12 protein-coding genes are annotated in these 11,545 nt (G+C 73.6%); 6 read left to right on the top strand and 6 right to left on the bottom strand.

Features of this window, described 5'->3' with window-relative positions; genetic code table 11:
* The first annotated feature begins 12 nt into the window (after positions 1 to 12).
* From OHA72_RS55600 to OHA72_RS55580, 5 genes are all read left to right on the top strand, one after another.
* Complete coding sequence (locus OHA72_RS55600) at positions 13 to 576, top strand: hypothetical protein (RefSeq protein ID WP_327004192.1); 564 nt, start codon at positions 13 to 15, stop codon at positions 574 to 576.
* 27 nt (positions 577 to 603) lie between these two features.
* Positions 604 to 1,113: an O-acetyl-ADP-ribose deacetylase gene (locus OHA72_RS55595; RefSeq protein ID WP_327004191.1), complete on the top strand. Its 510-nt coding sequence runs from the start codon at positions 604 to 606 to the stop codon at positions 1,111 to 1,113.
* Between the two features lie 74 nt (positions 1,114 to 1,187).
* On the top strand, positions 1,188 to 1,736 hold the full coding sequence (locus OHA72_RS55590; protein WP_327004190.1) for a DUF4291 domain-containing protein: 549 nt from the start codon (positions 1,188 to 1,190) through the stop codon (positions 1,734 to 1,736).
* 38 nt (positions 1,737 to 1,774) lie between these two features.
* Entirely contained in the window at positions 1,775 to 2,929 is a 1,155-nt protein-coding gene (locus OHA72_RS55585) for a metallophosphoesterase (protein WP_327004188.1), read from the top strand.
* A 212-nt stretch (positions 2,930 to 3,141) separates the two neighbouring features.
* Positions 3,142 to 4,185, top strand: a complete 1,044-nt coding sequence (locus OHA72_RS55580; protein ID WP_327004187.1) for a 3-deoxy-7-phosphoheptulonate synthase — start codon at positions 3,142 to 3,144, stop codon at positions 4,183 to 4,185.
* Between the two features lie 3 nt (positions 4,186 to 4,188).
* Here OHA72_RS55580 and OHA72_RS55575 read toward each other — a convergent pair whose 3' ends face one another.
* Positions 4,189 to 4,878, bottom strand: coding sequence for a hypothetical protein (locus OHA72_RS55575; RefSeq protein WP_327004186.1), 690 nt, complete (start codon positions 4,876 to 4,878; stop codon positions 4,189 to 4,191).
* Complete coding sequence (locus tag OHA72_RS55570) at positions 4,875 to 5,024, bottom strand: hypothetical protein (protein WP_327004185.1); 150 nt, start codon at positions 5,022 to 5,024, stop codon at positions 4,875 to 4,877. Before OHA72_RS55570 ends, OHA72_RS55575 begins: the two co-directional genes overlap by 4 nt.
* Before the next feature lie 125 nt (positions 5,025 to 5,149).
* Here OHA72_RS55570 and OHA72_RS55565 point away from each other — a divergent pair, with 125 nt between their 5' ends.
* Positions 5,150 to 6,319 (top strand): hypothetical protein, encoded by a 1,170-nt coding sequence (locus OHA72_RS55565; RefSeq protein ID WP_327004184.1) that lies wholly within the window; start codon positions 5,150 to 5,152, stop codon positions 6,317 to 6,319.
* Here OHA72_RS55565 and OHA72_RS55560 read toward each other — a convergent pair.
* The 4 genes from OHA72_RS55560 to OHA72_RS55545 form a co-directional block, all read right to left on the bottom strand.
* Positions 6,316 to 7,887 carry an ABC-F family ATP-binding cassette domain-containing protein gene (locus OHA72_RS55560; protein ID WP_327004183.1) on the bottom strand — a complete coding sequence of 524 codons (1,572 nt, stop codon included), beginning with the start codon at positions 7,885 to 7,887 and terminating at the stop codon, positions 6,316 to 6,318. The two genes, OHA72_RS55565 and OHA72_RS55560, sit on opposite strands and share 4 nt — an antisense overlap.
* A 110-nt stretch (positions 7,888 to 7,997) precedes the next feature.
* Positions 7,998 to 9,011, bottom strand: a complete 1,014-nt coding sequence (locus OHA72_RS55555; protein ID WP_327004182.1) for a serine hydrolase domain-containing protein — start codon at positions 9,009 to 9,011, stop codon at positions 7,998 to 8,000.
* A gap of 185 nt (positions 9,012 to 9,196) precedes the next feature.
* Complete coding sequence (locus OHA72_RS55550; RefSeq protein WP_327004181.1) at positions 9,197 to 10,051, bottom strand: NAD(P)-dependent oxidoreductase; 855 nt, start codon at positions 10,049 to 10,051, stop codon at positions 9,197 to 9,199.
* Positions 10,048 to 11,487, bottom strand: a complete 1,440-nt coding sequence (locus OHA72_RS55545; protein WP_327004180.1) for a B12-binding domain-containing radical SAM protein — start codon at positions 11,485 to 11,487, stop codon at positions 10,048 to 10,050. The genes OHA72_RS55550 and OHA72_RS55545 overlap by 4 nt, the downstream gene beginning before the upstream one ends.
* Positions 11,488 to 11,545: the final 58 nt, after the last annotated feature.

The following is an 11,545-nucleotide window of genomic DNA, read 5'->3' as shown; positions in this document are numbered from 1 at the left end:
AGGAGGTCCGCGTTGGTTGCGTCCCTGGAGACCTCGGAGACCGTCACGACCTCCGTCCCGTCCGACGTGCTCCCGTCCGATGTGCTCCCGTCCGATGTGCTCCCGGAACAGGCGCCCCGCCGCCGCGGCCGGCTCGCCGCGGGGTTCGCGCTCGTCGCCGTCGCCGCCGGCGTCATCGGCTGGCAGGCGCCGCGGGCCGTCGGCGAGCTCACCAAGCCGGCATACATGGGCGAGCCCGCCGCCGCGATCGCCGCGGACCTCAAGTGCGACAACTACGCCCAGTCGACCAACCACGACGAGTCCGTGTACCGGTACCACGACCAGGGCACCTGCTCCCTGGAGGGCACGGTCATCACGATCACCACGTTCGACCGGGTCAGCGACGAGCAGGCGTTCGAGTCGGTGATGAAGGCGCTCATCCCCGTGGTCCACCCGACCTGGGAGGGCGCGACCTACGCGGCCGGTGAGGCGTGGAACGTCGCCGACGCCCGCAACCTGACCCCCGAGACGGCGACCCTGGTCGTCCAGCGCCTCGGCAAGGGCGCCACGAAGATCATCCCGTTCTCCGGCAGCTGAGCGCGCCTTCTGTGGCAGCATCGTCGGATGCTGGAACTGGTCGCCGGTGACATCACGGCGCAACGGGTCGACGCGATCGTCAACGCCGCCAACTCGTCGCTGCTCGGCGGTGGCGGCGTCGACGGCGCGATCCACCGCAAGGGCGGCCCCGAGATCCTGGCGGCGTGCCGCGCCCTGCGGGCCGGGCACCTGGGCAAGGGGCTGAAGACCGGCCAGGCCGTCGCCACGACCGCCGGGCGGCTGCCGGCGACGTGGGTCATCCACACCGTCGGGCCGGTGTGGAGCGCCACCGAGGACCGCTCCGCCACCCTCCGCGACTGCTACACGAACTCCCTTGCGGTGGCCGCGGGGCTGGGTGCGCGGTCGATGGCCTTCCCGTTGCTGTCCTCCGGGGTGTACCGGTGGCCGAAGGACGACGCCGTCCGGCAGGCCCTGGTGGCGCTGCGGGACCTGCCGGACGGCGTGGACCTCGTCCGGCTGGTCCTGTTCGACGAGCCGACCCTGGCGATCGCCGAGCGCGTCCGCGCCGACGGCTGACCGGCCCGCGGAAACGGGTTGCCGCGGGCGGCGGGTCACGCGATCGTCGGGTGCGGAGGTGCGCGATGCCCGCGATGCGTGAGGTTCGGGCCGACTTCGACGCCAGGACGATCGTGGTCTACCAGGCCTACCCGGCGCAGGTCGCCGACGCGGCGGTCGCCGCGGGGACCTTCGTGGCGCCGTTCTCGTTCGGGCGGATGACGTGGATCAAGCCGTCGTTGCTGTGGCTCATGCATCGCAGCAACTGGGCGCGCAAGCCCGGCCAGGAGCGGATCCTGGCGGTGCGGATCAGCCGGGCCGGCTGGGAGCGGGCGCTGTCGGAGGCGGTGCCGACGACCGATCCCGGGCTCGCGCAGGCCCGGGTCCACGTGCAGTGGGACCCGGAGCGGTCGCTGCGGGGCGCGGCGCTCAACCACTACAGCATCCAGGTCGGCGTCGGGCGGGAGCTGATCCGCGAGTACGCCACGGACTGGGTCGTCGGCCTGACCGACCTCACACCGGCCGTGCGGAAGATCGCGGCGCTCGTGCAGACGGGACGGGCCGCGGAGGCGCAGCGTCTCCTGCCGCCGGAGCGGCCGTTCCCGCTCGGACCCGCGCTCGCCCGGCGGATCGGCGCGTCGTGACCGAGGGGCACGTTGCCGCGAGCTGACAAGATCGCGGGATGGTGTTCGCCGGGATCGTCGTACTCGCCGTCGGGATGCTGCACTGGTATCTCTGGCTGCGGCTGGTCCGGGCCACGACCGGCCGCTCGGCGCTCCGCCGGGCCGGCGGCTGGGTGATCGGGGCCCTCAGCGTGCTCTTCGCGGTCACGGCCGTCGGGAACCGGGCGCTGCCCCGCCGGTATGAGCCGGTGCTCGAACGCGTCGTCGGTTGGCCGGGGTACGTGTGGCTGGCCCTCGCCGGATACCTCGTCCTCGCCCTGGCGGCCCTGGAGCTGCCCGCCTGGCTGACCCGGACGGTGCTGCGCCGCGGCGGCACCGAGGACGAGGCCGCCGACCGCACCCGGCGCCTGCTCATCGCGCGCGGTGTCGCCATCACGGCCGGCCTCACCGCGACCGCGGTCACCACGAAAGGCATGGCCACCGCCCTCGGCCCGCCCACCACCCGCCGTGTACGCATCCCCCTCGCGAAGCTGCCCCGCGGCATGGACGGCACCCGGATCGCGCTCGTGTCCGACATCCACCTCGGGGCGCTGCTGGGGCGGGCGCACACCGAGCGGGTCGTCGCCGCCGTCAACGCGCTCGACGCCGACATCGTGGCCGTGGTCGGGGACCTCGTCGACGGCACCGTCGGGGATCTCGCGCCGGCCGCGGAGCCACTGCGGGCACTCCGCAGCCGGCGGGGCGCGTACTTCGTGACCGGCAACCACGAGTACTTCTCCGGCCACGAGGACTGGATCGCGCACGTCGGTACCCTCGGGCTGCGGGTGCTGCGCAACGCCCGGGTCGAGCTCGACGGCTTGGACCTCGCCGGGGTCAACGACGCGACCGGTGGCAGCGTCGGCGACCCGCCCGACTACGACCTGGCCCTCGCCGGGCGCGACCCGGCCCGGCCGGTGGTGCTGCTCGCGCATCAGCCCGTCCAGGCGCGCGAGGCCGCGAAGCGGGGCGTGGACCTGCAACTGTCCGGGCACACGCACGGCGGGCAGCTGTGGCCGTTCCACTATGTGACCAGCATCTCCCAGCCAGTGATCAGCGGACTGGCAGTGGTCGACGGAATGCCTGTCTACGTCACCAATGGCGCCGGTTTCTGGGGCCCGCCGGTGCGGGTCGGCGCCGCGCCCGACGTGACCCTGGTCGAACTGCGCAGCGGTTGAGCCGTGGACAGCGGGTGTTCATGACGTACCATGGCGTCGTGATGTTGGGTTATCGGCGTTTTACCGTGGCTCCGGGTGGAGCCGGCGGGCGCTTGCGCTGACCTAGATCACCCGGAGCCAGCAAGGGCAGAGACCACCGTCTCTGCCCTTTGTCGTGTCACACGGCGGGCTGGAGCACCGGACCCGCCTCAACCTGGGAGAAGAGACGGGACATGAACACCAGCAACCTGCGCGTCACCGGATACCGGCCGCTCGTCACGCCCCGCGAGCTGCAGGACGAGCTGCCGATGGACGACGCCCGCGCCGAGGTCGTGCGACGATCACGCGACGAGGTCCACGCGATCGTGACCGGCGCCGATGATCGGCTGCTCGTCGTCGTGGGGCCGTGCTCGGTGCACGACCCGGTCGCCGCCGTCGACTACGCGCGCCGGCTCGCGGCCGCCGCCGCCCAGCACAGCGCCGACCTGTGCGTGGTGATGCGGGTGTACTTCGAGAAGCCCCGCACCACCGTCGGCTGGAAGGGCCTCATCAACGACCCGGGCCTCGACGAGACGTTCGACGTGCCGACCGGGCTGCGGATGGCCCGCCGGCTGCTGCTCGACGTGCTTGGCCTGGGGCTGCCCGTCGGGTGCGAGTTCCTCGAGCCGACCAGCCCCCAGTACATCGCCGACGCCGTGTCGTGGGGCGCGATCGGCGCGCGCACGCCGGAGAGCCAGGTCCACCGCCAGCTCGCGTCGGGCCTGTCGATGCCGGTCGGGTTCAAGAACGCCACCGACGGCGACGTCCAGGTCGCCATCGACGGCTGCCACACGGCCGCGAGCCGGCACGTGTTCTTCGGCGTCGACGAGGACGGCCGCGCCGCGGTCGTGGAGACCACCGGCAACCCCGACTGCCACATCATCCTGCGCGGCGCCCGTTCGGGCCCGAACTACGGCCCGGAGGGCGTCGGCGACGCCCTGGCCCGGCTGGAGAAGGCAGGCCTGCCGCAGCGGCTGATCGTGGATGCCAGCCACGGCAACAGCGGCAAGGACCACGTCCGCCAGGGGTCGGTGACCCGTGAGATCGCCGAGCAGGTCGCCGCGGGCCAGGCCGGGATCGCCGGCGTGATGCTGGAGAGCTTCCTCGTCGAGGGCCGCCAGGATCTCGGTGGCGAACTGACCTACGGCAAGAGCGTCACCGACGCCTGCATGTCGTGGGACACCACCGAGACGCTGCTGGCCGAGCTTGCCGCGGCGGTCCGGGCCCGCCGCGCGTAGGCCTCACGACAGGAGCCGGTTGGTCCAGCCGCCCTCGATGATGCCGCGACCGTCGACCCGGACGCCCCAGTCGACGACGGTCGCGGCATCGATGCTCGTCGGCCGGCCGGCGCGCACCGCCGGGTCCGTCTCCGCGCCGGACATGCTCACCCCGTGGATCCGCGACGGGTCGGGCCAGGCGGTGACGGTGGACCACACGTATTCCCGCTGGGTCCCGTGCCCGGCCAGGCCGTGCTTGACGATCAGCGACGACGCCGCGACCGTCCCGCCCAGGAACCGCGCCCGCGCCTCCGGCAGCGCGGCCCGGGCGGCGGCGATCGCGGCGTTTATCCGCGCGTCGCGGGGCGCCCGGCGCACCGCCGAGGCCGGCTCCCCGAACAGCGCGGCGCTCACCGACGCGAGGCACTCGCCACCGGAGCGCCCGTACGCCGCAGGCGGCAGCACCGTCAGGAACGCCTGCCCGTCAAAACGGTCCGGCGGGTCGAGCCGCAGCCGCACCTCGGCGTGCCGTTCGGCCGCGACACCCCTGGCGTACCACTCGTGCGCCGGCGGCCACCCTGGCCCGAACACCGCCTGGCACACGATGACGTGGCTCTGCTCCGCCACCTGCCGCAGCTGGTCCGCCGACGCGCCGAACACCTCCAGGAACGTCGCCGGCAGCGCCGGCGCGTCCTCGACCGGCGTCATGGTCACGCTGAGCAGCGGCCGGCCAGCATCCGCAGGGCACTGACCCGCAGCGGCTCCGGCAGCCGCCGCGCCGCCTCGCGCGCCGCCGCCTGGACGTCCGCCGGCGGCCGGGACGTCAGCACCATGTAGGTCGCCTCGACCAGCTCGGGCACCTGAGCGTCACCGCGTCGTCCATGACCACCATCTCCCCTCCGCATCGGCAGCCCGGCCGCCGATCCGAAGGACCCCGGGCGCAACGCTGTGTCGATGCATCGCCGCCAACCGGGATACTCATCCGGTGACGGGCGGTGAGACGGACGGTGAGACGGCCGGCGAACGCGCCGGGGTGGACGCGAGCGGCGCTCGCGGTGTTCAGGTCGGCGACCACAACGTGCAGGTCAGCTACTTCGCGACGCCGTCACCGGCGGTGGCCGACCTGCAGGCGTTGCATCCCCGGACGGCGGCGAAGCGGATCCTCGGCCTACCGGCCGAAGACAGCGCGGCGCTGATCGCGCAGCTGACGGTGCAACACGCCGCGGACGTGGTGGAGGAGCTGCTCCTGCGCGACGAACCGCTCACGGTCGCCGTCCTGACCAGCATGCATCCGGCGCGGGCGCAGGAGCTGACCACCCGCCTCGCGGCCGTCGCGGACTGGCTCACCGACCTGCCACAGGCCGCGGCCGCCATCCGCAAGGTCCACGACGGCGCCCGGGCCGAGCTCGGTGACGAGTCCGGCCCGATCGTCCGGGCCGGCGCTCGCCCGATGCCGGCGTTCCAGCTCGCCTGCGCGCGGGGAGTTGTCGCCTGGCGTGCCATCACCGGGGCTGTGGCCGTCACCGGAGAAATCGCCGCGTATCACAGGCCCAAAGAGTGGGGCTTCCCGATTTCACCGGAGCGCGACGGCGTGCAGCGGTTCGAGTATGCAGACGTGCACATCCGGCGCAGGGGTATGCCGGTTCCGGTCGCCGGCGCCATCCGTCAGGCCTGGTGGTCCTCCGGCGAGGCGCTCGGTCGCGCGTTGACGTATGAGCAGGCGGAAGGGCCGTCGCCCGGCGGCTGGGCCGGATCCGCGCAGGACTTCGCGGACCCCGGCAGCTTCGGCCGGGCCGCTGTCTACACCAGCAGCAGGGGTGGCGTCGTGGCGTTGTTCGATCCGATCCTCGCGCTGTACCGCGAGCACGGCGGCCCGACGGGCTGGCTCGGGTTCCCGGTCGCCGACAGCGCCGGGCCGGGTCACGGCGACGCCGTCCAGCACTTCGAGGGCGGCGTCATCCTCCGCCGGCCGCAGCACGCCGCGCTGGCCGTCCCGCTGCCGATCCATGCGGCGGCGACGGCAGCGCGGCTCGGTGCGCCGGTCGGTCCCGTGCAACCGCTCGGCAGCGGGGACACGGCCCAGTTCTTCGAGGGCGGACTGGTCACCCTGCGCGACGGGACGGCGGAGGTGTGGCTGCGACCGCCCGCAGGCTAACGCAGGCGCAGCTCGGGGCCGGGCCAGCGGGCGCGCAGCCAGCGGTCGTGGCTGGCGACGACGATCGCGCCGGGGCCGGTGCCGAGGGCCTCCTCCAGTTCGTCGGCGAGCCGGGGTGACAGGTGGTTGGTCGGCTCGTCGAGCAGGAGCAGCTCCGGCGGGTCCGCGACCAGCAGCGCCAGGGCGAGCCGGCGCCGCTGGCCGACCGACAGGTCGCCGACCGACCGGGCGATGTCCCGGGGTGCGATCAGGCCGAGTGACCTCAGCGGCACCGCCTCGGCGCGGTCCGGGCCGAGGGTGGAGGTGTACGTCTCGGCCGCCGTGCGGTCGGGGCGGTCGAACACGGTGTCCTGGGCGAGCAGCCCCACCGTCAGGCCGCGGCGCCGGTGGACGGTGCCGGCGGCGGGCAGGCGGCCGGCGAGGACGGCGAGCAGGGTCGACTTGCCCGCGCCGTTGGCGCCGGTGACCAGGAGGCGGTCGGTGGCGGCGACATCGAGGACGTCCAGCGAGAGCCGGTCCGGGACCGACACGGACCGCAGCGAGACCAGCAGGCCGTCCGCCGAGGCAGCGGCCAGGGCGGGGACGCCGAGGCGCAGCGGTGGGGGCGGCTTGCGGACCTGGGTGCGGGTGAGGTCGTCCAGCCGGCGGCCGGCGTTGCGGACCCGGCGGGAGATCTGCTGCTGGACCCGGCCGGCGGTGTGGCCGTAGCCCATCTTCTCGCTGTCGCGGCGTTCCCGGCCCGGCGCGACCTGGTGCGCGGTCACCGAGACGGCGTGCCGCAGCTGTTGCAGCTCCTCCTGCTCCTCCTCGAACCGGCGTTGCCAGCGGTCCCGCTCGGCGCGTTTCGCGTCCTGGTAGTCGGTGTAGTTGCCGCCGTACCGGGTGGGGCCGTCGACGGCGGGGTCGAGGTCGATGAGGTCGGTGCAGACGGCGTCGAGGAACGCCCGGTCGTGGCTGGCGAGGACGACGGCGCCGGGCAGCTCGCGCAGTTGCGCCTCCAGGAACATGGCGGCGTCGTCGTCGAGGTGGTTGGTGGGTTCGTCCAGCAGCAGGGCGGTCGGGCGGCGGATGAGCAGGGCGGCGAGGGCGAGCCGGCCGCGCTGCCCGCCGGAGAGCGTGCCGAGCGTGCGGTCGTGCTCCAGCATGCCGAGGCCGAGCCCGGCCAGGACCAGCCCGGCGCGCCGGTCGGCGTCCCACGCGTCGTGCGCCTGGGCGCGTTCGAGCCGCTCGCCGTATTCCTCGAGCGTCAGCGAGTCCGGGGACTCCAGGGCGGCGAGGTCCTCGCGGGCCTCGCGCAGCGCGTCGGCGAGGACGTCGGCGATCGTCGCGGTCGCGTCGAACGGCATCTCCTGGTGCAGGTAGCCGAGGTCGGACGGGCGCACGACGGTGCCGGTCTCCGGTTCGTCGGCGCCGGCGAGCAGCCGCAGCAGGGTGGACTTGCCCGCGCCGTTCTCGCCGATCAGGCCGATACGGTGGCCGGGCGACGCGGTGAGGGAGACGCCGTCGAGCACTCGGCGGGTGCCGAACGTGCGGACGAGGTCATGGGCGAGCAGGGTGAATGAGGACATGCTGACACCACCGGCAAGGAACGTCGGAAACCCGCCGGGCAATGGCCTCGGGCGCGGGTCGGGAAGTGTCAGCGGCTCACATCCCCCTCAACATAGCGCGGCCAGCCGGATCAGACCAGCATGGCGTCCGCCACAGCACGCCGGGCGGGGTTGTTGTTGCCCCAGGTGGCGTCGGGATGGACGCGGTTGGTGAGCAGGACGAGGACGATGCGGCGGCGCGGGTCGCAGACCATCGACGTGCCGGTGAAACCGGTGTGGCCGAAGGCGCCGCGACCGGCGAGCCTGCCCATGTACCAGGCCTGGTCGACGTCGACGCCGAGTCCGTGCGCGGCGGCCGGCCCGAACCGCGCGTTGGCGTCCGTCCGCATGAGGTCCACTGTGGACGGACGCAGCAGCGGGCCGCCGCCGGACAGCAGGGCGGAGGCGAACACCCCGACGTCGGCGGCGGTGGCGAAGAGCCCGGCGTGGCCGGACACACCGCCGAACGCGGCCGCGGGCGGGTCGTGGACGGTGCCGTGGATCGCGCCCTCCGTCGCCGCGGTCGGCAGCGACGCCGGCGGGTGGAAGCCGGTGCGGGCCAGGCCGAGCGGCCCGGCGATCTGCTGGCGGACCAGCAGGTCGAGCGGCCCGCCCGCCAGGCGGGTGACGATCTCGCCGAGGGCGATGAAGTTCTGGTCGGCGTACAGGTAGCCGCTGCCGGCCGGCGCGACCGGCGGCTCCCGCAGGACGTGCCCGACCCGTTCGGCGGCGGACGATCCGGCCAGGGGCACGTCCTTGGACAGTCCGGACGTGTGTGTCAGCAGCATCCGCACGGTGATCGCCGGCTTGTCCACAAAGGACGGAAGGTAGGTGGCGGCCGGCGCGTCCAACGCCAGCGTGCCCTGCTCGACGAGGCGCAGCGCCAGCACGGCGGTGAACGTCTTCGTCAGGGAGGCGAGGTCGTAGAGGGTGTCGACGGTCGCCGGAATCCGTGCACCGGCCGGGAGTTCGGCCTTTGCGGCGTCGTACCGCACGGCGTCGCCGAACGCGAAGTGCGCGACGACCGCACCGTCGACGGCGGCGAACAGCACGCCGCCGGGGTACAGCGGGTGCACGGGGCTGGGCGCGAGGAAGCGCGTCGTCACGTCGCGCAGCCTCCCGGCCCGGGACGCGCCGGTCCGCCACGGTGCGGGCGTGGCGACCGGCAGCGTCCACGGCGACACCGGCGACGGGGACGGCGACGAAGCAACCGCGGGCCCCGCGTGACGGGGAGACGAGCAACCGGCGAGCACACCCGCGCCGACCAGCCCGCCGAGTACCCGGCGGCGGTTCACGCGTCGGGGGACCGCACGGCCTCGTACAGGGCGGCCATGTCGTCCTCGGCGAACCCGCGCGAGGCGGCCGTGGCCAGCAGCGCCGCGGCCGCGTCCACGACGGACCGGTCCACGCCGACGGACGCGGCGAGGTCACCGACCAGCGCGGCGTCCTTGGCCGCGCCGCTCACCGGGAACGCGACCGGATACTTCCGGTCCATCATGGACGGTGTCTTCGCGTGCAGGTACGGCATGTCCAGCGCGCCGCCTGCGACCAGCGACAGGAACAGCTTCGGGTCGAGGCCGAGCCCGTCGGCGAGCGCGACGCTCTGCGCCAGCCCCGCGACGGCGGTCAGCACCCAGCTGTTGACGACGAGCTTGATGCGGCTGCCGGCGCCGGCGTCGCCGAGCCACGTCACCTTCGCCGCGATCGGCGCGCACAGCGCCTCGACGCGGTCGCGGGCGTCGGCGGGGCCGGACGCGAGGACGTTGAGCTTGCCCTGCTCGGCGGGCTGCCGGGTGCCGAGGACGGGCGCGTCGACGTAGACGAGGCCGAGCTTCGCCGCCAGGGCCGCGAGGTCGTCGGCGCCGGGCACGCCGACGGTGCTCAGCTGCAGCCACAGGGTGCCGGGCGCCGGTGCGGCCGCGGTGATGGCGGCGTCGACGGACGCGGCGTCGAACAGCACGGTCACGACGACGTCGGCGCCGTCGACGCAGGCCGCGGGCGTGTCGCAGACGACGGCCCCGTCGGGTGCCAGGGCCTCGGCGGTCTCGGCCGTGCGGTTCCACACCCGCACGGTCTCGCCGGCGCGCAGCCAGTTGCGCGCCACCGCCGCGCCCATGATCCCGGTCCCCAGCACTGCCACGGTCATCCCGCCGCCTCCTTCACGAGTTCGCCTCCGATCGTTGCACTCCTGCGGTGCCGGTGCCCACCTGGGGCCCTGGTGCCGAAGCTGCTCAACGCCGCCTCCAGCAGCGGCAGCGCGTGCAGGACCTGGCCGGAGCGGATCAGCACGTCCCAGACCCGTTCGAACTTCTTCCACCCGCCGGCGTACGCCAGGTGCCGCACCCGGTCACCAGGCCGCTCCTTGGTGGCCGCGCCCCGCCACAGGTTGCCCCAGCGGTAGAAGTCCTTGTACGCGCGCCAGTAGCCGTCCTCCAGCTGCCGGGCCGTCATCCCGCGCGGCTCGTAGACGACGTGACGGGTGTCGTACAACTCCCAGTTGCGGTGCACGATGCGGTCCTCCGCCTCGATGCGGCGGAACAGCCCGGTGCCGGGATAGGGGGTCATGATGTGGAACGTGGCGGTCTCGATCCCCTGCCGCACCGCCCATTCCACGGTCCGGTCGAACACGTCCGGCCCGTCGGAGTCCATGCCGAACACGAAGCTCGCGTTCACCATCACCCCCGCCTCGCGCAGGCGGCGCACGACCTGGCCGTAGTCGCGGCCGACGTTCTGCCGCTTGCGCTGCTCGGCGAGGTTGCCGGCGTTGATGGTCTCGAAGCCGACGAACAGGCTGCGCAGCCCCGCCTCCACGGCCCGCTCCAGCAGGTCCGGCTGCAGGATCGTGTCCACGGTGCCGGCCGCCTGCCACACCCGGCCCATGCCGCGCATCCCGGCGAACAGCTCGGTGGCGAAGCGTTTGTTGCCGAACAGGTGGTCGTCGAGGAAGTACAGGTGCCGCCCCGGCAGCCGGTCGATCTCGGCGAGCGCGTCGTCGACCGCCTGCGTGTAGAACGACTTGCCGCCGGTGAAGAACGCGTCCTTGTAGCAGAAGTCGCAGTGGTGCGGGCAGCCCCGCGACACGACGATGGAGTTGGGCACCAGATAGCGGTGGCGCTGGATCAGGTCCCGCCGGATCGGCGGAAGTCCTTCGAGGGTGCGCTGTTTCGAGGTGTACCGGGGCAGCGTCGCCCTGTTTCGCAGGTCGGCGAGGAAGACCGGCCAGGTGTCCTCGCCCGGCCCGCAGAACACGCTGTCGGCGTGCACGGCGGCCTCGTCGGGCAGTGACGTGACGTGCAGCCCGCCGAGCGCGACGAACACGCCGCGGGACCGGTACCAGTCGGCGAGCTCGTAGGAGCGGCGCGCCGAGGTGATGTAGGCCTGGATGACGACCAGGTCGGGCAGTTCGGCGGCGGCCGGGTCGAACCGTTCGACGTGCTCGTCGACGATGCGCACCTCGTCGTCCTCGGGCAGGTAGCCGGCGAGCGTCGCCAGGCCGAGCGGTGGGAAGAGGCTGTACTTGATCGGCCGGAACAGAGGGCTGGTCGCCTCGGTCAGGGCCGGAAGGATCATCAGCACCCGCATGTCACCGACCGTATGGGCGGGCCGCGGCGAGCGGGTGTGCGAAGTGTGCAGATGTGGT

It is taken from the genome of Dactylosporangium sp. NBC_01737 (assembly GCF_035963215.1).
Taxonomy (GTDB): Bacteria; Actinomycetota; Actinomycetes; order Mycobacteriales; family Micromonosporaceae; genus Dactylosporangium.
Note: the sequence above shows the minus strand (reverse complement) of the source record. Positions and strands in the feature narration are given on the sequence as shown.